This is a genomic window from Methylosinus sp. PW1 (genome assembly GCF_000745215.1).
Classification (GTDB): Bacteria; Pseudomonadota; Alphaproteobacteria; order Rhizobiales; family Beijerinckiaceae; genus Methylosinus.
Genome location: NZ_JQNK01000009.1, coordinates 1,305,868 through 1,326,396 on the forward strand (window position 1 = coordinate 1,305,868; position 20,529 = coordinate 1,326,396).

Sequence of the window (20,529 nt, forward strand, 5' to 3'; positions counted from 1 at the left end):
TCACCAATAAAAAGAAATTACGTCAGGCGGCCTCTTCTATCGGCGTGACGCTGACGCGCACATCGAGCTTCTGCTTGCCGGCGGCGAAGATCACGCCGTCGATCGGCGAGACATCGGCGTAATCGCGGCCTCGCGCGATGACGACGTGGTCGTTCATAGCCAGAATGGCGTTGGTCGGATCGACGCCGAGCCAGCCGAACTCGCGCCCGCACCAGACGGAAATCCAGGCGTGGGAGGCGTCGGCGCCCTCGAGCTTGGCGGCGCCGGGCGCCGGTATGGTGCGGATATAGCCGCTGACATAGGCCGCCGGCAGGCCGAGGCCGCGCAGCGCTGCGATCATGATGTGGGTGAAATCCTGGCAGACGCCGCTGCGCTTGTCGAAGGCCTGCGCCAGCGGCATTGCGACATGGGTGGCGTTGGGATCGTAGAGAAAATCGCGATGGATGCGCCGCATCAGCTCCGCCGCGCCGGCCAGCATCGGGCGGCCGGGCGGAAAGCTCTCGCGCGCATACGCCGTCGCGGGCGCGTAGAGGGGGGCGAGCCGGCTCGGAAAGATGAAATGCGCCGGCGCGTCGGGGCCGAGCGAGGGCGCCTCCAGCGCTTGGCGGCGGACGACCTCCCAAGGCGGCGTCAGCGCCTCTGCGGGCGGGGCGGCGCGCTCGACGCGCACGCGCGCGCTCATCGCAATGCCGAGCTTCACATGGGGAGCGTCGAGCTGCGCCTCGGCGACGCGATTGCCGTAGAAATCGACGCGCTCGCGCCAGTCGTGCGGAGAAGGCGTGATGTCGATGCGGCCGAAGACCACGCGCTGGCCGGCGTCGTCGCGCGGCAATAGGCGCAAAGCGCAGCGCGCCGCGGCGACGGGCGCCTCGTAGCTGTAGGTCGTCACATGGGTGATGTCGTAGATCACGCTAACCGGATCGGCTCTTCGAAATGCGCCGCATTGGAGCCCTGCAGGAAGTAGCGGGCGGCGAGCGCATCCGCAAGGCTCATCAAGCGCTGCTCTATGGCGAAGATTTTGGCGGCGTCCAGCTCGGCGGCGTTCGCGACCTCTATCTCGGCGCGCAATTTCACGGCGAGACGGCGCGGCGCCTCCAGCAATCCGTCGTGGCGCAGGGTCGGCAGAGAGGAGAGATGCTCCTCGATCTTGGCCACCTGAAAGCCGACCGAGCGCGGATTATAAGGATCGAGCACCGCCATATCGAGCACGGGCGCGAGAGCGGCGCCGGCGAGATAGCGGGAGCGATAGGTGATCTGCGAATCGATCAGCTCGAGCAGAGTGTCGAGACTGTCGATAGTCGCGCCCTCATCGGCGAATTGGCGGGAGAAGCGGCAGGCGTTGATCGCCCGCTCGACGCGCTTGCCGAGATCGAGAAAGCACCAGCCGGCGACGCGGTTGAAATTCTCGTCGATGAGGCCGGAGAGCGCCGCCAGCACATGCAGCGATTGCTCGACGCCCTCGAGCACTTCCGGCTCCGAGGCGGGGCCTTGCGAGAAATCGTCGAGCCGCGCCTCCAGCAGGCGGACGAGATGCCAAATGTCCTGCGACAGGCGCTCGCGCACGATGGAGGCGGCATGCTTGGCGGCGCGGGCGATGGAGAGGGCGGAGCCGGCTGTCTCGGTTCCGCCGGCGGCGGCGAGAGCGAGCTCGGCCGCCGAGAGGCGCGGGTCACGCGTCGGCGCGGCGCCCCAGGCGAGCAGCACGCGCTCCAGCCGCTCGATCGGCTGGCGGCCGCTGTAATTGGGGGCGTCCGCCTCGGTCAGGCGATTGCAGAGCGAGCGCACCAGCCGCAGCGTCGCCTCGGCGCGCTCGAAATAGCGGCCCATCCAGAAGAGATTGTCGGCGGCGCGGCTCGGCAGATCGCCGACCATGCGGACGATCTCTATGTCGTCGCTCGTCGGCAGCAGGGTGGAATTGTCGGTCGGCCGATCGCCCAGCACCCAGACATCGGCCGATTGCGCGCCCGCCCCCATGGAGATGGCGCGCACGTCGAGACGATCCGAAACGCGGCAGAAGCCGCCCGGCATCACCCGCCAGCCATCCGCCGTGGCGGCGGCGAAGACTCTGAGCGCAAATGGGCGCGGAACCAGCGCGCCATCCTGCCAGACCGGCGTCGTCGAGAGCTGCACGACCTCCTGGCCGACATAATCCATGCCGCGGGCGCGCATCGCCTCGGTGAGACGCGCGCGCTCGGCGGCGTCGAACTCCGCGCCCAGCGCCACGCGGCGGCCCGGAAAGCCGGCGAGATGCTCGCCGAAAGCGGGCGCGACGGCGCGGTCCTCGAGCGAGGCGAGCACGGCGTCGCGGGCCTCGTCCTGGCCGCACCACCATGTCGCGATATTGGCGAGGCGCAGATCCTCGCCGAGCAGCCGGCGGGCGATGGCCGGCAAAAAGGAGAGCAGAGCGCGCGATTCGATGAGGCCCGCGCCGGGCATGTTGGCGATGGTGACATTGCCCTCGCGGATCGTGTCGAGCAGGCCCGGCACGCCGAGCTGCGACGCGGCGTTCAGCTCCAGCGGATCGCACCAATCGGCGTCGACCCTGCGCCAAACCACATCGACGCGCTTCAGCCCGGCGATGGTGCGCACATGCAGCTTGCGCTCGCTGGTGACGAGATCGGCGCCTTCGACCAGAAGAAAGCCGAGATAGCGCGCGAGGCTCACCTGCTCGGAATAGGATTCGCTGAACGGGCCGGGCGTCAGCAGGCAGATGCGCGGGTCCTTCTGCTGCGCGGCCTTGGCGAGGGCGCCGCGGAAATCGCGGAAGAAGGGCGCGAGCCGCTCGACCTTCATGTCTCGATAGAGGCGCGGAAAGGTACGCGCCATCACCAGCCGATTCTCCAGCGAATAGCCCGCGCCCGAAGGCGCCTGGGCGCGATCGCCCAGCACCCACCAGCGCCCGTCCGGTCCGCGGCCGATCTCGGCGGCGTAGAAGCGCAGCCAGCGTCCGCCCGGCGGCGTCGCGCCGCTCATGGCGCGGACATAATCGGGCGAGCCGGCGATGACCGCCGCCGGCAGCGCGCCCTCTTTGACGAGGCGCTGCTCGCCATAGGCGTCGCGCAGCACCATGTCGAGCAGCTCGGCGCGCTGGGCGACGCCCGCGGCGATCTCCCGCCACTCGGCCTGCGGCAGCAGCAGCGGCAGCCGGCTCAGCGGCCAGGTGCGCTCCTTGGTCTCGCCGAGCACGCGATAGGAGACGCCCATGTCGCGGATGCGCCGTCCGGCGGCGGCGAAGCGATCGTCAATGTCCTCGCGGCTGAGGCCCCCGAGCGTGTCGAGCAGGCTCGCCCAATGCGGACGCACGCGTCCGTCCGAGCCGACCAGCTCGTCCGGCACGCCCTTCGGCGGCGCATAGCGGGCGATCCAGGCGGCGACGCGGCGCGCCGCCTCTCCCGTCGTCGCATCAATCGTCCGCTCAGCCGGCACAACTCCTCCGCAGGTCCAAAGTCAGCGGGAACTCTCCCGCCGGCTCCTCGCGCGGCGGCCTCACCCTGCCGGGCGTATGGCCGTGATCCTGGAACCGCGCCAGCCTGCGAGCCTCCGCCTCATGCGAGTTTACCGGAAACGTATCGTAGTTGCGACCGCCCGGATGCGCGGTGTGATAGACGCAGCCCCCGAGCGAGCGCTCGCTCCAGCTGTCTATGACGTCGAAGGTCAGCGGCGAATGGACAGGGATGGTCGGCTGCATGCCGGAGGCCGGCTGCCAGGCCTTGAAGCGGACGCCCGCCACCGCCTCCCCCGAGGCGCCGGCGCTGGTCATGGGCACGCGGCGGCCATTGCAGGCGATCACATGGCGGCCGGGGACGAAGCCCTTGGCCTTCACCTCGACGCGCTCCACCGAGGAATCGACGAAGCGCGCCGTGCCGCCGGCGACGCCTTCCTCCCCCAGCACATGCCAGGGCTCCAGCGCCTGCCGAATCTCGAGCTCCACCCCGCCATGCTCGACGCGGCCGGCGAGCGGACAGCGGAACTCCTTCTGCGCCTCGAACCATTCCGGCTCGAAAGCGTAGCCCGCCCCTCGCAGATCGCCGAGCACGTCGAGGAAATCGCGCCACACGAAATGCGGCAGCATGAAGCGGTCGTGCAGCGCCGTCCCCCAGCGCACCAGCCCGCCCCTCTGCGGCTCGCGCCAGAACCAGGCGACGAGCGCGCGCAACAACAATTGCTGCGCGAGGCTCATGCGCGCGTCCGGCGGCATCTCGAAAGAGCGGAACTCGACGAGGCCGAGCCGGCCGGTCGGACTGTCGGGCGAATAGAGCTTGTCGATGCAGATTTCGGCGCGATGCGTGTTGCCGGTGACGTCGACGAGCAGATTGCGGAACAGGCGATCGACGATCCAGGGCGGGAAATTCGTCGTCCCCGCCTCCGGCACATTGGCGAGCGCGATCTCCATCTCATAGAGCGAATCGTGACGCGCCTCGTCGAGCCGCGGCGCCTGGCTCGTGGGGCCGATGAAGAGGCCCGAGAAGAGATAGGAGAGCGAAGGATGGCGCTGCCAATAGAGCACCAGGCTCTTGAGCAGGTCCGGACGGCGCAGGAAGGGCGAATCGAAAGGCGTGCGGCCGCCGAGCACGACATGATTGCCGCCGCCGGAGCCAGTCTGGCGGCCGTCGATCAGGAATTTATCGGCCGTCAGCCGCGATTGCCGGGCGTCCTCATAGAGGCCCGTGGTGGTGGCGACGGCGTCGCGCCATGTGTCGCCCGGATGGATGTTCACCTCGATGACGCCGGGGTCCGGCGTGACCTTGATGACCTCGAGGCGTGGATCGACCGGCGGCGGATAGCCCTCGATGTGAACCGGCAGATTCATCGCCTTGGCGGTCGCCTCCACCGCGGTCAGCAGCTCGAGGTAATCCTCGAGCGTCGTAACCGGCGGCATGAAGACGCAGAGAACGCCGTCGCGCGGCTCTATGGCGAGGGCCGTGCGCACCGCGCCTTCGACCTGGAACTGCTCGCTGACCTCCTGACGATCGTCGAGCGCGCGGCTCTCGTAGATTTGCAGCAGATGCGCGGGGTCCGGCAGCGGGCCGCGCTTTTCGGTCGGGTCCTGCTGCCAGCTATAGGGATAGGCGCTCGGCGGAATCCAGGGCAGCGAGCTGATCGGCAGGCGCAGGCCGATCGGCGAATCGCCCGGCGCGAGGAACAGCCGGCCGCGCCGCAAGGGCCAGCGCTCCGACACCCAGCGCCGCTCGGCGCGGGCGTTCCAGCGCTGCACGGGCAGCACATAGCCGACCGGATTGGCGAGGCCGCGCTCGAAAGCCCGCAACATGCGGACGCGCTCCTCCGCATCGTCGATCTTCGAATCGAGCGGATCGACATTGACGGGCAGAGAGCCTTCCTTCAGCAGCCAATGCGACGGGTCCTCATAGGCCGGGATGACGTAGCGCCGCCCCAGCCCCAGACGCTCGGAGAGATCGGTGACGAACGCCTCGCTCTGCTGCGCGGTGGGGATTTTGGTCGAGCCGATGCGCGTCACCAGCTCGGGATCGCGCCACACCGGCTTGCCGTCCTTGCGCCAATAAATGGCGAAGGCCCAGCGCGGCAGGCTCTCGCCCGGATACCATTTGCCCTGCCCGTAATGCAGAAAGCCGCCTTTGGCGAAACGGTCGTGCAGACGCCGCACCAGATCGTCGGCGCGGGCGCGTTTGGTGGGGCCGACGGCGGCGGTGTTCCATTCCGGCGCCTGGAAATCGTCGATGGAGACGAAGGTCGGCTCGCCGCCCATTGTGAGGCGCATGTCCTGAGCCTGGATATCTTCGTCGACCTTCTCGCCGAGCGCGTCGAGCCTCGCCCAGGATTCGTCCGAGAAAGGCGCGGTGATGCGCGGCGCCTCGCGAATGCGCTGCACCCACATCTCGAAGCCGAAATCGACCTCCGCCGGCTCGACGACGCCGGAGAGCGGCGCGGCGGAGCGATAATGCGGCGCGCTGCACAAGGGCAGATGCCCCTCGCCGCAGAAGAGGCCGGAGGTGGCGTCCATGCCGATCCAGCCGGCGCCGGGGACATAGAGCTCGGCCCAGGCGTGCAGATCGGTAAAGTCTTTATCGGTTCCGGTCGGTCCCTCGATCGGATCGACGTCCGCCTTCAGCTGGATGAGATAGCCGGAGACGAAACGCGCCGCGAGGCCGAGGCTGCGCAGAACCTGCACGAGCAGCCAGGCCGAATCGCGGCAGGAGCCGGTGCCGGCCACGAGCGTCTCGTCCGGCGTCTGCACGCCGGGCTCCATGCGGATGACATAGCGAATGTCGCGCTGCAGGCGGGCGTTGAGCTCGACGAGGAAAGGGATCAGCCGGATGTCTTCGCGCGGACGCACGCTCTCGACAAAGGCCTTGGCCAGCGGCCCGAGCGGCTCCACCTCGAGGCAGGAGGCGAGCTCGGCGCGCAGCTCCTCTGGATAGGCGAAGGGGAAGGTCTCGGCATAGGGCTCGACGAAGAAGTCGAAGGGATTGTAGACGGCGATCTCGGCATGGAGATCGACCTCGACGCGAAATTCCTCCGCCTTCTCTGGAAAGACGAGGCGCGCCAGCCAATTGCCGTGCGGGTCCTGCTGCCAGTTGATGAAATGATTGGCTGGCGCGATCTTGAGCGAATAGCTCGGCACGCGGGTGCGGCAATGCGGCGCCGGCCGCAGCCGGATCACCTGCGGCCCGAGAGCGACCGGCCGGTCATATTTGTAATGGGTGAGATGGTGGAGCGCGACCTTGATCGACACGGGAGCTGCTTCGCCTCCTCGGGGCGACGCCGGGAAAGCGGCGACGGGCGATTAGCTTATGCGGCCGCCGGCCTGTCAATCGCACGCGCCGGAAAGCGCGGCGCTTTGCCGGAAATTGCCGCATGACGCATCCCGCCGGGGCGGCGGGCGCCGCAGCTTTCGGCGCCCTTTTCCGCGCTCACGAATCATTGGCGGCCGAGGGCGGCGGCGGCTCCTCGGCGAAGACGACCCCTCCCCTTCCGCCGCGCTTCATCCGATAGAGCGCCGCATCGGCGCGCGTGACGAGCTGCTCGAGCGTCAGCCCGTCGCGCGGCGCGAGCGCGACGCCGATGCTCACGCCGATCTGAATGCTGCGGCCCTCGATCTCGTAAGGCGCGCCGAGGACGCGAACGATGCGGCGCGCCAGCAGCAGCGCCTCGTCCGGGTGGCGGACGCCAGTCTGGAGGACGACGAACTCGTCGCCGCCGAGCCGGGCCGCCGTATCCTCCCGCCGCACCATGGTCAGCAGGCGCGCGGTGGCGGCGCAGAGCAGGAGATCGCCGGTCAGATGGCCATAGGCGTCGTTGACGGCCTTGAAACGGTCGAGGTCGAGGCAGTGAATCGCCAAATATTCATTCGGCCCGAGGCGCGTCGAAGCCTCGTCGAAACGCTCGCGCAGCTCGACGCGATTGGCGAGGCCGGTCAAATCGTCATGCCGCGCCATTTTCGCGAAATCGAGCTTGGAGATGATTTGTCGGCGCGTCGCCGCATGCGTCTCGGCCGCCCAAAAGAGACCGACGACGGCAAAGGCGGAAAGAAGCACCGCCTGCAGGACGAAGCCCAAGAGAATGTGGATATCGCTCGCCTCCGTCGCGCGAACGACGAGGCCGATGACCGTCGGCGTCGCCGACAGGGCGAGGCCGACCGCGCAAAGACGCGGACGGAAGGCGACATTGGACACGACGCCGCCGGCGAAGACGAAGGCGAGGCCCGAGGTCAGCATCGGCACCAGCGACGATTCCGGGGGATGCGCCATCATGAGCGCGCGCGCATTGATCGCGCCGAGCAGAGCGGCGAAAGAGAAGAGGCCGATGGCGTAGCGGCGCTCCCAGACCCTCGCCTCATCGGCGAGAATCGTCGCCTGCGCTGCGCGCCTCTGATAGGCGAGAACCAGGAAAACGCTCGCTATATCCACAGCGACGCCGGCGAGCGTCAGCGCCAGCAACGCCCAATCCTGCTTGCGCGACGCGAGCAGCAGGCCGACACAGGCGAGCGCTATGCCCATGAAGGCCACCGGCATGACCGGCCGCGCCACCATATCGACCAGCTCGACATAAGCGGCGTCGGGCAGCGGCGCCGAATTTCGAGACGTATGTCCTAGCCGACGCCACATGCTCACCCCAACGCGGTCTCATCTATGTCCGGCGGCTCGCTTTTCCAGCTCGGCCGCGCAGGGCGGGCGGCATCTTGATTTCCAGCGAGACGACGCATATAGATATCTTTATATCTAATCAGCGAAGCCCGTGGCCGACGCCAAATGTCCGATGTGAGGCGACCTCTTCTTCTCGAGCCCGCGCTCGCCGCCCTCAATGCGGCGGGCGAGGAGACGCGCCTGCGCCTGCTGGACCTGCTGGCCGAGACGGAGCTGACGGTGAGCGAGGCCGTGGCCATTCTCGGCCAGTCGCAGCCGCGCGTGTCCCGCCATTTGAAGCTGCTGGTCGAGGCCGGCCTGGTGGAGCGCCGCCGCGAGGGCGCCTGGGCCTTCTTCCGCCTCGCCTCCGCCGATGCGCCCGGCGAGATCGCCCGCAGCGTCGTCTCCTGGCTCGATCCGCTGGACCCGCGCATCGCCGGCGACCGCGCCCGTCTCGCCGAGGTGCGGCAGGCCCGCGCCGACGCCGCCGCCCGGTATTTCGCCGAGCATGCGCCCGAATGGGACGCGATCCGCTCGCTGCATGTGCCGGAGGCTCAGGTGGAGGCCGCCATGCGCGAGGCGGTGGGCGAGGCGCCGCTGCGCCGCCTGCTCGATCTCGGCGCCGGCGCCGGGCGCATGCTGGAACTATTCGCGCCGCAGGCGGAGCAGGCCGTGGGCGTCGATCTCTCCTCCGCAATGCTCGGCGTCGCGCGCGGACGGCTGGAAAAAGCCGGCGCGCGCAATGTGCAGCTGCGCCAAGGCGACATGTATGCGCTGCCGATAGAACGCAACAGCTGCGATCTCGTCATCGTGCATCAGGTTCTGCATTATCTCGACGATCCCGGCCGCGCGCTGCGCGAGGCGGCGCGCACGCTCGCGCCCGGCGGCCGTCTGCTGGTCGTCGATTTCGCGCCGCATCGCGAGGAGACCTTGCGCGACGAGCATGCGCATCGCCGCCTCGGCTTCTCGCAGCAGGAAGTCACGAATCTGCTGGAGCAGGCCGGGCTCGAGATTCTGCGCCATCGCGATCTCGCGCCTTCCGCCGACGACGGCGCGAAGCTCACCGTATCCCTATGGCTGGCGCAAGATCCTCGCGTCATCGCCGATCCTTTGCCCAAAGCCAGCTTCGAGACCGCATGATGTCCGACAATCGCAGCCTGTGGCCTCCGGGCCATTTCGATATTTCTTACGAATTCTTCCCGCCGAAGACGCCGGAGATGGAGGCGCAGCTGTGGGAGTCGATCGCGCGGCTCGCGCCTTTGAAGCCCAAGTTCGTCTCCGTCACTTACGGCGCCGGCGGCTCCACGCGCGAGCGCACGCATAATATCGTCGCGCGCCTCGCCGCCGAGACCGACATTCTCCCCGCCGCGCATCTGACCTGCGTCTCCGCCGCGCGCGCGGAGATCGACGAGATCGTGCGCGATTATTGGAACGCCGGCGTTCGCCATATCGTCGCGCTGCGCGGCGATCCGCCGACCGGCGTCGGCACGCGATTCGAGCCGCATCAGCAAGGCTATCGCAGCTCCACCGAGCTGGTGCGCGGCATTCGCGCCATCGGCGATTTCGAGATTTCCGTCTCCACCTATCCCGAAGGCCATCCCGAGAGCCGCACGATCGACGACGATCTCGACGCGCTCGAGGCCAAGATCGACGCCGGCGCGACGCGCGCCATCACGCAATTCTTCTTCGAGAACGATATTTATTTGCGCTTTCTCGACAAGGCGCGCGCGCGAGGCATAAAGATTCCGATCGTGCCCGGCATCATGCCGGTGCAGAACTTCAAGCAGACGGCGAATTTCGCGCGCAAGGCCGGCGCGAGCGTGCCCAATTGGCTCGCGCATCGCTTCGAGGGATTGGACGACGATCCCGTCACGCGCCGTCTCATCGCCGCAGCGGTCGCCGCCGAGCAGGTGCTGGGCCTCGCCGAGAATGGCGTGAGAGAATTCCACTTCTACACCAATAATCGCGCCGATCTCGTCTTCGCGATCTGTCATCTTCTGGGCGTGCGCCCCGTCACCGAGAAAGCCGCAGCATGAGTTTCGACAAGACCCACGGACCGAAGATTCAGGCGGCGCTGGAGAAGGCGGCGAGCGAGCGCATTCTCGTGCTCGACGGCGCCATGGGCACGATGATTCAGCGCCATAAATTCACCGAGGACGATTTCCGCGGCGAGCGATTCAAGGATCATGCGAAGGATTTGCGCGGCGACAATGATCTGCTGACGCTGACGCAGCCGGCGGCGATCAAGGCGATTCATCGCGCCTATCTCGAGGCCGGCGCCGACATTATCGAGACCAATACTTTCTCCTGCACCTCTATCGCGCAGGCCGATTACGGGCTCGAGCATATCGTCTATGAGCTCAATTACGAAGGCGCGCGCCTCGCTCGCGCGGCGGCCGACGAGGTGGCGCGCGAGACCGGCGTGCCGCGCTTCGTCGCCGGCTCCATGGGGCCGACCAATCGCACCGCCTCCATCTCGCCGGATGTCTCCAATCCCGGCTTTCGCGCCGTCACTTTCGAAGATTTGCGCGCCGCCTATCTCGAGGAGGCGCTCGGCCTGCTGGAGGGCGGCGCCGATATTCTCTTGATCGAGACGATCTTCGACACGCTGAACGCCAAAGCGGCGATCTATGCGGTGGAGGATGCTTTCGAGAAGGTCGGCACGCGCTTTCCGGTGATGATCTCCGGCACTATCACCGATCTTTCCGGCCGCACGCTCTCCGGCCAGACGGCCGCCGCTTTCTGGAACTCGATTCAGCACGCGAAGCCCTTCTCCATCGGCTTCAATTGCGCGCTCGGCGCGCGCGAGATGCGCCAGCACATCGCCGAGGTTTCGCGCATCGCCGACACGCGCATCTGCGCCTTCCCCAACGCCGGCCTGCCCAATGAATTCGGCCTCTATGACGAGAGCCCGGAATATATGGCCGAGCTGGTCGGCGAATTCGCGAAGTCCGGCCTCGTCAATGTCGTCGGCGGCTGCTGCGGCACGACGCCGCCGCATATCGCCGCCATCGCCGGCGCCGTGAAGGGCGTCGCGCCGCGCGCTGTTCCGACGATCGCGCCGCTGCTGCGCCTCGCCGGCCTCGAGCCTTTCACGCTCACCAAGGACATTCCCTTCGTCAATGTCGGCGAGCGCACCAATGTCACCGGCTCGGCGAAGTTCCGCAAGCTCATCACCGCCGGCGATTACGCCGCGGCGCTGGATGTGGCGCGCGATCAGGTCGCCAATGGCGCGCAGGTCATCGACGTCAATATGGACGAAGGCCTGCTCGACTCCAAAAAGGCGATGGTCGAATTCTTGAATCTCCTCGCCGCCGAGCCCGACATCGCCCGCGTGCCGGTGATGGTGGATTCGTCGAAATTCGAGGTGATCGAGGCCGGCCTGCAATGTCTGCAAGGCAAGGGCGTCGTCAACTCGATCTCGCTGAAGGAAGGCGAGGAGAAATTCATCGAGGCGGCGACCAAGGTGAAGCGCTATGGCGCCGCCGTCGTCGTGATGGCCTTCGACGAGGCGGGCCAGGCCGACACTTTCGCGCGCAAGGTGGAAATCTCCGGCCGAGCTTACAAGATCCTCGTCGAGGAAGTGGGCTTCGCGCCGCAAGACATCATCTTCGATCCCAATATTTTCGCGGTCGCGACCGGCATCGAGGAGCACAGCAATTACGGCGTCGATTTCATCGACGCGGCGCGCGCGATCAAGACGACGCTGCCGCATGCGCATGTCTCCGGCGGCGTGTCGAACCTCTCCTTCTCCTTCCGCGGCAATGAGCCGGTGCGCGAGGCGATGCACTCCGTCTTCCTCTATCACGCCATTGCGGCGGGGATGGATATGGGCATCGTCAACGCCGGCCAGCTCGCCGTCTATGAGAAGATCGACCCCGAGCTGCGCGAGGCCTGCGAGGATGTGGTGCGGAACCGTCGTCCCGACGCGACAGAGCGCCTCGTCGAAATGGCCGAGCGCTTCAAAGGCGCGGGCGCCAAAACAGCCGAGAAGGACGCGGCGTGGCGCGAGACCAGCGTCGAGAAGCGTTTGGAATATGCGCTGGTCAATGGCGTCGCCGATTATATCGAGCAGGATGTGGAAGAGGCGCGGCTCGCCAGCACGCGCCCGCTCGATGTGATCGAAGGTCCGCTGATGGCCGGCATGAATGTCGTCGGCGATCTCTTCGGCCAGGGCAAAATGTTCCTGCCGCAAGTGGTGAAATCCGCGCGCGTGATGAAGCAGGCGGTGGCGCATCTCCTGCCCTTCATGGAGGAGAACAAGGAGACGCGCTCCACCGCCGGCAAGATTCTTCTCGCGACAGTGAAGGGCGATGTTCACGACATCGGCAAGAACATCGTCGGCGTCGTGCTCGGCTGCAATAATTTCGAGATCATCGATCTCGGCGTGATGGTGCCCACCGCCAAGATTCTCGAGACGGCGAAGGCCGAAAAGGTCGATATCATCGGCCTCTCCGGCCTCATCACGCCCTCGCTCGACGAAATGTGCTTCGTCGCTTCCGAGCTGGAGCGCGAAGGATTCGACGCCCCGCTGCTCATCGGCGGCGCGACGACGAGCCGCGTGCATACGGCGGTGAAGATCAGCCCCAATTACACCAAGGGCCAGGCGGTCTATGTGACCGACGCCTCGCGCGCCGTGGGCGTCGCGCAGGCGCTGATGTCGCAATCGTCTCGCGCGGAATATGTCGCCAAGACGCGTGTGGAATATGAGAAGGTCGCCGAGGCCCATGCGCGCGCGCAGGCCGACAAGCAGCGCGTCTCTCTCGCATCCGCGCGCGCCAATGCGCTGAAGATCGATTGGAGCGCTTACGAGCCGCCGAAGCCGAGCTTTCTCGGCGCGCGCGTCTTCGCTTCCTATGATGTCGCGGAGCTGGTTCCCTATATCGATTGGACGCCCTTCTTCCAGACTTGGGAGTTCAAGGGCCGCTATCCCGCTCTGCTCGACGATCCCGAGCGCGGGCCGGCAGCGCGGCAATTGCTGGACGATGCGCAGGCGATGCTGACGCGCATCGTCGAGGAGCGCTGGTTCAATCCCAAGGCGGTCATCGGTTTCTGGCCCGCCAACGCCGTGGGCGACGATATCGCGCTCTACACGGGCGAGGGACGCGTCGAACGGCTGGCGACGCTGCACACGCTGCGCCAGCAGCTCACGCGCCGCGACGGCAAGCCCAATGTCGCGCTCGCCGATTTCGTCGCGCCGGAGGGCTCCGGCAAGGCGGATTACATCGGCGCCTTCGTCGTCACCGCCGGCGCGCAGGAGGCGAAGATTTCCGAGCGCTTCGCCCGCGCCAATGACGATTACGGGGCGATCATGGTGAAGGCGCTGGCCGATCGCCTCGCCGAAGCTTTCGCCGAGCGCATGCATGCGCGCGTGCGCCGCGAGTTCTGGGCCTATGCGGCGGATGAGACGCTGACGCCGGAACAGCTGATCGGCGAGGATTATCGCGGCATTCGCCCGGCGCCCGGCTATCCGGCGCAGCCCGACCATACGGAGAAGGCGACGCTCTTCGATCTGCTGGAGGCGACGAAGCGCACCGGCGTCACGCTGACGGAGAGCTACGCGATGACGCCGGCTTCATCGGTCAGCGGCCTCTATTTCGCGCATCCGCAGGCGCATTATTTCGGCGTCGCCAAAGTGGAGCGCGATCAGGTCGAGGATTACGCCGCGCGCAAGGGCGTCTCCACCGCCGAGATCGAGCGCTGGCTCGCGCCGGTGCTCAACTATGAGACGCGCGTGGCCGAGCCGGCGGAGTGAGACGCGGGCTGTAGCCTCGATCAAAAATCGAAGCCTCCGCCATTGTCCGCCTTCTCGCGTGCGGCCGGCGTGCTCGTCATCAGCCAGATATCGACGCGGCGGTCGGAAGGAACTCCGAGCGGCCGCGTCGCTCGCGCAATCTCCGCGGACGACGGCGTCACGCGCGGGCCGGAGACGAGCGCAATAATATTGTCTCGATCGGGCGCCTTCGCGCCCGCTTTCCAACAATCCTCGTCGAGACGCGCTCTCACGGCCTCGACGCGCGCCCGCGCGAGACCGGCATTGGCCTCGTAACGCGCTTTCGTCTCGCCTGACAAAGGAAGACGGTCCGTCGCCCCGACGATCAAGACGACCCCAGCGCCATCCGGCGGCGTGGCGCTTTTCCATCGCGCGCAAATGCTCTCGAGCTCGCGCTCTGCCGCGCGCAAAGCATCGTCGTCGAACCCTTCGTGATCGAAGGAGGCGCGGCCTTTCTTGAAATTCGTTATCGCGCCCAACCGAGTAGAGACAAAGCGATCCCCCGTCTTGGACTCGACAGGGACCTGCAATTCGAATTGCGCTTTGACGAGATTTTCAAAATTCGCCTTCAGAAAACTATCGACCTTCAGATTTTTCACGACCGCCGCCTGGATGCCACCCGCCATCGCGAATAGCGCGAATCCAGCCGTCGTCGGCGCGACGCCTCTGCGCAATCCGATGAGGACGCTTCCCGTCAAAATCGACGCGAGCGTCAACGCGAAGGATGCGTCGAAATTGTAAGGATCGCCCGAGTAAGGCGCGTTCCGCTGCACGCATTCGACCGCGGGACATCTCGGACTTTCGATCGGAACGGCGCTGCTCGAGGACGGTCTCACCGGGGCGACCAACACGAACACGACGAGGATGACCAAGCCGGCAACGAGTGGAACCGCCGCCTGAAAATCGAGCGCGGGACCGATATCTTTAGGACCTATCGAGCCCAGCGTCTTATAGAGCTGCCAGTCATGCGCTTCCGGGTCGCCACGCGCGGTCGCCGCCAAGCCCGCCTCTATGGCTTCCACCCGCTTGCCGGCCTTCACCACCACCGCCCGGTGGTAGAGCAGCCAAATCGAAAAGGCGGCGTAGACCATGATGGCGAGTTCGACGAACTCGACCCTATCGACAGTGATAAATCGAGAGTAGACCGCTGCGGCGGAACCAGCGACAACGGTTCCAAAAAACCCTTTGACACGAAATGCGAGGTTCTCATGCCTCGCGATAATTCCTTGAAGGATTCTTATTTCTTCGATTGCTGCATTCTTGCGGTCCATACGCGTCGCCCGCTCACGAATTACGATAAAAAGAACACCGTATGCCGATTACGAAATAAATACTGCTTTTGAATATAATGGAAGACATTTTTCACGCAGAACAGCGCCCCGACTCTTCACGAAGAAGAAAATCGGTGCGCTGTGAAAGCGTTACGCCCCGCGCGAAGCCGCCGAGCGCCGTGATCGCCCTCAGCCCCCGAGCGCCGCCTTCACCGCGGCGCTGGCCTTGCCGAAATCGATGCGGCCCGTATATTTCGCCTTGAGCGCGGCGACGACCTTGCCCATATCCTTGATCGAGGCGGCGCCGGTCTCGGCGATGGCGGCCTTTATCGCCTCGGCGACCTCGGCCTCGCCGAGCTGCTGGGGCAGATATTCCGTAATCACGGCGATCTCGGCGCGCTCCTTCTCGGCGAGCTCGGGGCGGCCGCCCTTCTCGTAGATTTCCACCGATTCCTGGCGGCTCTTCACCATTTTCTGCAGCAGAGCGAGAATATCGTCGTCGCCCAGCGTCTTGCCCGTGGCGCGCGCCTCTATGTCGCGATCCTTGAGCCCCGCGGTGATCATGCGGATCGTCTCGACCTTCTGCTTTTCACCGCTCTTCATCGCCGCCTTGAGGTCGGCCGTGAAACGTTCGCGCATTGTATTTCCACTTCGCAGTGAAATGTTCTAGACGTGCTTGCGATCCGAAGGGATCGCGGCAATCTAGATTTTTCGAGGGATGGCGGGCGCCCGATGGCGGCGCGCCGGCGGATGAGGGTGAGGCATAGAGCGCGGATGAGCCCGGATCAAGACGCAGCGACGGGTTGGACGGTTCCGGTCCACACGGGGGTTCTGGTCCTCGCCAGCGGCGAGGCGATTTTCGGCTTCGGCTTCGGCGCCGTGGGCTCGGCCGTCGGCGAGGTCTGCTTCAACACCGCAATGACCGGCTATCAGGAAATCCTCACCGATCCTTCCTACGCCGGGCAGATCGTCACCTTCACCTTTCCGCATATCGGCAATGTCGGCGTCAATGACGAGGATGTCGAGACCGTCGATCTCGACAGAAGCTCCGGCGTGCGCGGCGTGATCGTCGCGGCGCCCTCGAGCGATCCGTCCAATTATCGCGCGCTGCGGCCGCTCGGCGAATGGCTCGCGGCGCGGGGGATCATCGGCCTCTGCGGCCTGGACACGCGCGCGCTGACGGCGCTGATCCGCGAGAAGGGCATGCAGAACGCCGTCATCGCCTTCGCGCCAGACGGCGTGTTCGACCTCGCCGCGCTGCGCGCCGAGGCCGCCGCCTGGCCGGGCATAGACGGAATGGACCTCGTGCCCTCCGTCACCGCGCCCGCGCGCTATGAGTGGGACGAGACCGTCTGGCGGCAGGCCACGGGTTATGGCAAGCGCGAGGGCGTGAAGTTCCGCGTCGTCGCCGTGGATTATGGCGTGAAGCGCAATATTCTGCGGCTGCTGGCGGAGGCCGGCTGCGAGGTGATCGTCGTGCCAGCGACGACCAGCGCCAAGGATATTCTCGCGCTCTCGCCCGATGGCGTGTTTCTCTCCAACGGGCCGGGCGATCCGGCCGAGACCGGCAAATACGCCGTGCCCACCATTCGCGAGCTATTGGCGGCGAAGGTTCCCACCTTCGGCATATGCCTCGGCCATCAGATGATGGCGCTCGCCGTCGGCGCGAAGACGCAGAAAATGCCGCAGGGCCATCACGGCGCCAATCATCCAGTGAAGGATTTCACCACCGGCAAGGTGGAGATCGTCTCGATGAATCACGGCTTCGCCGTGGATCGCGACAGCCTGCCGGCCAATGTCGCCGAGACGCATCGCTCGCTGTTCGACGGCTCCAATTGCGGCATTGCGCTGGCCGACCGCCCGGCCTTCTCCGTGCAGCACCACCCCGAGGCCTCCCCCGGCCCGCAGGACAGCCATTATCTCTTCGCGCGCTTTGTCGATATGATGGAGAAGGCGCGGGCGTGAGCAGATAGAGAAAGCCATGAGACGCGACGAAGCCATAGAACGACTGAGAGCGCATGAAGCCGAGTTGCGGCGGCTCGGCGTGCTCAGTCTCTATTTGTTCGGCTCGACCGCTCGCGACGAAGCTGACTCCACATCGGATGTCGATTTGTTTTTCGACTATCGAAAAGGCGAGCTCGGCCTTTTCGAGCTGATGGATCTAAAGGATTATGCTTACGACCTTCTGGGGAGCCCGGTCGACATCATGACGCGCGACAGCTTGCACAAAGCGTTGCGGGAGCGGATCGAAAAGACCGCATTGCGTGTGTTCTGATGGCGATCTCTTCGAATGTTCCGCGCCTGCAGGACATCATCGAAGCGATAGAGCATATTCACGAGTGCATGGCCGAGGCCTCGCTCGAGGATTTCGAAACCGATTGGCGACGGCAATGGCTCGTCGAGCGAGGCGTCGAGATCATTTCCGAAGCGAGCCGCCATCTCGACGACGAGCTGAAGGCGCGTCACCCTGAAATTCCCTGGCGCAAGGTGGCCGGCATCGGCAATGTGCTGCGGCATAGCTACGAGACAGTCGCCGCCGCAGTCCTGTGGAAGCTCGCGCAGCGCGACCTCCAACCATTGGAAAAAGTCTGCCGCGCGGAACTCGAATCCTTACGAAAAAAGCCTGTTTCTGATTGACACGCGTAGCGATGACCGCCCCTCACCGAAGCGCGATCGCCGACACCAGCCGCCCATAATCGGGCTCCTTGCGATGCACGCTGCGGCGGTAGCTGAAACAGCGCGCCTCATCCGCATAAGTGTCGATGCGCAAATTCTCGAAAGAGGCGACATTCGCCGCCTCGACGCGCCGCGTGATGAAAGATGGCAGATCGAACATGGAATGCCCCTCGCGCGTCGATGGCGCGAAGAAGCGCGCGAAGCTCGCATCCTCGGCGAGGAACCGCTCGACGAACTCGCCGCCCACCTCGTAGCTCTCGCGGCCGATAGCCGGGCCGAGCGCGACATGAATATCGGCGCGATGCGCGCCATGCGTCTCCATCAGAGCGATCGTCGCCTCGATCATGCCGGTGAGCGCGCCCTTCCATCCCGCATGGCAGGCGCCGATGACGCCGGCGCTTGCGTCGGCGAACAGCAGCATTCCGCAATCGGCGCCGGTGACGCCAAGCGCCAGCCCTTCGACATTGGTGACGAGCCCGTCGCAGCGCGGCCGCTCCGTCTCGGCCCAAGGCTCCGCGACATAGAGCGCGTCGTGCGAATGAATCTGATAGGGCACGAGCAGACGATGCGCCTCCGCGCCGAGGCGCCGCGCCATGCGCGCGCGATTCTCGGCGACGCGCGCGGACTCATCGCTGGAGCCGACTCCGCCATTGAGCGAAGCGTAAACGCCCTCCGACACGCCGCCCGCGCGCGTGAAGAAAGCGTGGCGAATGCCCGGCAGAGCGAGATTGCCGGCGCCGAGCGCGCGCGGCGGCGCCATCGTCTCGGTCATTGGAAAAACCCTGGCAGAAGCGGCATGTCTGGATGCGTCACGGCGATGACCTTGAACAATTCGCCCATGTCGCGCTTGGGATCGCCAGCGCCGATGAGACGCGCGAGCGCAATGTCGATCTCCGCGCGCTGCTCTGACGTCGCGCGTTTCTTCAAAGCTTCGGCGCGCTCGACGACGCCGAGCTGGCGTAGAAACGCGCCCTGCGTCACCGGCCCTTGCACTTTCGCGCCGGCCGCCGTCGCGGCGCGCGCCAGCGCAGCGAAATCGACATGTGTGGTGAGATCGGCCTCGCCCGGCGCCTCCAGCGGATCGACATAGGCGTGGCGCGACACGGCCTGCAATGTCTCGCCCAGCGCCGTCTGCGCATAGCCATAGTCGATGACGAGCAGCGCCCCGCCCTGTGCGACAAGACGCGCGGCGATATCGCGCATGATGCGCGCGCCGATCGCGCCGATCTCTATGATCGAGCCCTCCGGCGCCGCGACGGTGAGATCGGCCTCGACGCTTTCGCCGACGCCGAAAGCGAGCGCGTCATGCTCGTCCATGCCGACGAGCCGCTCGCTCCAGCCGCGCTCCGTCTGCACGAAATGGCGCACCGGCAGCGCGTCGAAAAACTCATTGGCGATGATGATCGCCGGCCCATCGGGAATGCGCGCGACATCCGCGCTCCAGGAGACTTGCGCCGGCGCATTGGCGAGCGTCTGCCGCTGCCGCGCCTCGAGCACAGGGCTCGTCTCGATGAGATGAACGTCCAGCGCGGAGAGAAAATCCGGCGCGATGCGCGCGACGCGCAGCGCATCCGCCATCAGCGTGCCGCGGCCCGGACCGAGCTCGACGAGCCGCAGCGGCGCAGGCGAGCGCGCTGCGCGCCACGCCTCTTGCGCGAAAAGGCCGATGAGCTCGCCGAACATTTGGCTGATCTCCGGCGCGGTGATGAAATCGCCGCCGGCGCCGAAAGGATCGCGCGTCGTGTAATAGCCCTTGGTGGGATGCGACAGAGCGAGCGTCATGTAGCGCTCTAGCGTGATCGGCCCCTCCTGCGCGATGAGCTCCACTATGTCTTCGCGCAGAGCGCTCATGCTTCGACTTTCTGCGAGCGCAGCGCGTAGAGGATCAATCCCGCGCCGATCACGATCATCGGCGCGGACAGCGCCATGCCCATTGTGAGGCCATTGTCCAAAGCCTCCGACAGCGGATCCGGCTCGCGGAAGAATTCGCTGACGATACGCGCCGCGCCATAGCCGACGCCGAAGAGTCCGGTGGCGAGGCCCGGCCGCTTCAGCGCGCCGCGCTGCGCGGCGATGGCGAGCAGAATATAGAGCGCCACGCCCTCGAGCCCCGCCTCATAGAGCTGGCTCGGATGGCGCGGCGCGTCGCCGGCGCCGGGAAACACCATGGCCCAAGGAACATCGCTCTCGCGGCCCCACATCTCCGGCTTGATGAAATTGGCGAGGCGGCCGAAGAAAATACCGATCGGCGCGACGGTCGCGCAAATATCGGCGACGGTGAGCGCGAGAATCTTCTCGCGCCACGCGAACAGCGTCATGGCCACGATCGCGCCGATCAGCCCGCCGTGAAACGCCATTCCGCCTTTCCAGGTTTTCACGATCTCTTCGGGATGCGCGAAATAGAAGGCGCGCTCATAGAAGAGCACATGGCCGAGCCGGCCGCCGATGATGACGCCGAGCGCGACATAGACGAGCAGATCGTCGAGGCTCTCGCGCGACGGATGCGCGACCTTTCCCCATAAATGCTCACGCGAGACGAGGCGGCGCGCATAGAGCCAGCCGAGCGCGAGCCCGGCGATATAGGCGAGCGCATACCAGCGTATGGGCAGCGGTCCGAGCTCGATCAGAACCGGATCGATCATCGGAAAGGGAAGCGCGAGGATTGGCATGACGACTCGTGGTTGCAGCGAATGGCCGCGAGCTTAGC

15 protein-coding genes are annotated in these 20,529 nt (G+C 66.1%); 6 read left to right on the forward strand and 9 right to left on the reverse strand.

Going from position 1 to position 20,529, the window contains the following annotated elements; genetic code table 11:
* Positions 1–22: 22 nt before the first annotated feature.
* The 4 genes from K369_RS15895 to K369_RS15910 form a co-directional block, all read right to left on the reverse strand.
* Positions 23–910 carry a transglutaminase family protein gene (locus K369_RS15895; RefSeq protein ID WP_036292399.1) on the reverse strand — a complete coding sequence of 296 codons (888 nt, stop codon included), beginning with the start codon at positions 908–910 and terminating at the stop codon, positions 23–25.
* Positions 907–3,426 carry a circularly permuted type 2 ATP-grasp protein gene (locus K369_RS15900; RefSeq protein WP_036292400.1) on the reverse strand — a complete coding sequence of 840 codons (2,520 nt, stop codon included), beginning with the start codon at positions 3,424–3,426 and terminating at the stop codon, positions 907–909. Before K369_RS15900 ends, K369_RS15895 begins: the two co-directional genes overlap by 4 nt.
* On the reverse strand, positions 3,416–6,712 hold the full coding sequence (locus K369_RS15905) for a DUF2126 domain-containing protein (RefSeq protein ID WP_036292402.1): 3,297 nt from the start codon (positions 6,710–6,712) through the stop codon (positions 3,416–3,418). The genes K369_RS15900 and K369_RS15905 overlap by 11 nt, the downstream gene beginning before the upstream one ends.
* A 178-nt stretch (positions 6,713–6,890) precedes the next feature.
* Positions 6,891–8,084 carry a GGDEF domain-containing protein gene (locus K369_RS15910; protein ID WP_036292403.1) on the reverse strand — a complete coding sequence of 398 codons (1,194 nt, stop codon included), beginning with the start codon at positions 8,082–8,084 and terminating at the stop codon, positions 6,891–6,893.
* A gap of 144 nt (positions 8,085–8,228) precedes the next feature.
* Between K369_RS15910 and K369_RS15915 the strand changes: the two genes are divergently transcribed.
* The 3 genes from K369_RS15915 to metH are packed head-to-tail and all read left to right on the forward strand — an operon-like array spanning position 8,229 to position 13,857.
* Positions 8,229–9,242: a metalloregulator ArsR/SmtB family transcription factor gene (locus tag K369_RS15915; protein WP_036292404.1), complete on the forward strand. Its 1,014-nt coding sequence runs from the start codon at positions 8,229–8,231 to the stop codon at positions 9,240–9,242.
* Positions 9,242–10,138, forward strand: a complete 897-nt coding sequence (gene metF / locus K369_RS15920; protein ID WP_156968045.1) for a methylenetetrahydrofolate reductase [NAD(P)H] — start codon at positions 9,242–9,244, stop codon at positions 10,136–10,138. The genes K369_RS15915 and metF overlap by 1 nt, the downstream gene beginning before the upstream one ends.
* Positions 10,135–13,857 (forward strand): methionine synthase, encoded by a 3,723-nt coding sequence (metH, locus tag K369_RS15925; RefSeq protein WP_036292406.1) that lies wholly within the window; start codon positions 10,135–10,137, stop codon positions 13,855–13,857. The genes metF and metH overlap by 4 nt, the downstream gene beginning before the upstream one ends.
* A 20-nt stretch (positions 13,858–13,877) precedes the next feature.
* Here the strand turns inward: metH and K369_RS15930 are convergent, their stop codons facing one another.
* Both K369_RS15930 and K369_RS15935 read right to left on the reverse strand, forming a co-directional pair.
* Positions 13,878–14,966 carry a hypothetical protein gene (locus K369_RS15930; RefSeq protein ID WP_036292407.1) on the reverse strand — a complete coding sequence of 363 codons (1,089 nt, stop codon included), beginning with the start codon at positions 14,964–14,966 and terminating at the stop codon, positions 13,878–13,880.
* 369 nt (positions 14,967–15,335) lie between these two features.
* Positions 15,336–15,785, reverse strand: coding sequence for a GatB/YqeY domain-containing protein (locus K369_RS15935; protein ID WP_024881032.1), 450 nt, complete (start codon positions 15,783–15,785; stop codon positions 15,336–15,338).
* A gap of 135 nt (positions 15,786–15,920) precedes the next feature.
* On the opposite strand from K369_RS15935, the gene carA reads away from it, so the two are divergent.
* The 3 genes from carA to K369_RS15950 are packed head-to-tail and all read left to right on the forward strand — an operon-like array spanning position 15,921 to position 17,783.
* Positions 15,921–17,111 (forward strand): glutamine-hydrolyzing carbamoyl-phosphate synthase small subunit, encoded by a 1,191-nt coding sequence (gene carA, locus K369_RS15940; RefSeq protein WP_036292408.1) that lies wholly within the window; start codon positions 15,921–15,923, stop codon positions 17,109–17,111.
* Positions 17,112–17,127: 16 nt separating this feature from the next.
* On the forward strand, positions 17,128–17,421 hold the full coding sequence (locus K369_RS15945; protein WP_036292409.1) for a nucleotidyltransferase family protein: 294 nt from the start codon (positions 17,128–17,130) through the stop codon (positions 17,419–17,421).
* A complete protein-coding gene (locus K369_RS15950; RefSeq protein WP_036292410.1) occupies positions 17,421–17,783 on the forward strand; it encodes a DUF86 domain-containing protein in 363 nt (120 codons plus the stop codon). The genes K369_RS15945 and K369_RS15950 overlap by 1 nt, the downstream gene beginning before the upstream one ends.
* A gap of 22 nt (positions 17,784–17,805) precedes the next feature.
* On the opposite strand, the gene pgeF is transcribed toward K369_RS15950, so the two are convergent.
* Genes pgeF through lgt form a run of 3 tightly spaced genes read right to left on the reverse strand, consistent with a single transcriptional unit; the run spans position 17,806 to position 20,491 of the window.
* Positions 17,806–18,594 (reverse strand): peptidoglycan editing factor PgeF, encoded by a 789-nt coding sequence (gene pgeF / locus K369_RS15955; protein WP_084570695.1) that lies wholly within the window; start codon positions 18,592–18,594, stop codon positions 17,806–17,808.
* Positions 18,591–19,673, reverse strand: coding sequence for a class I SAM-dependent methyltransferase (locus tag K369_RS15960; RefSeq protein ID WP_036292411.1), 1,083 nt, complete (start codon positions 19,671–19,673; stop codon positions 18,591–18,593). The genes pgeF and K369_RS15960 overlap by 4 nt, the downstream gene beginning before the upstream one ends.
* Positions 19,670–20,491 carry a prolipoprotein diacylglyceryl transferase gene (lgt, locus tag K369_RS15965; RefSeq protein WP_036292412.1) on the reverse strand — a complete coding sequence of 274 codons (822 nt, stop codon included), beginning with the start codon at positions 20,489–20,491 and terminating at the stop codon, positions 19,670–19,672. Before lgt ends, K369_RS15960 begins: the two co-directional genes overlap by 4 nt.
* Between the last annotated feature and the right edge of the window lie 38 nt (positions 20,492–20,529).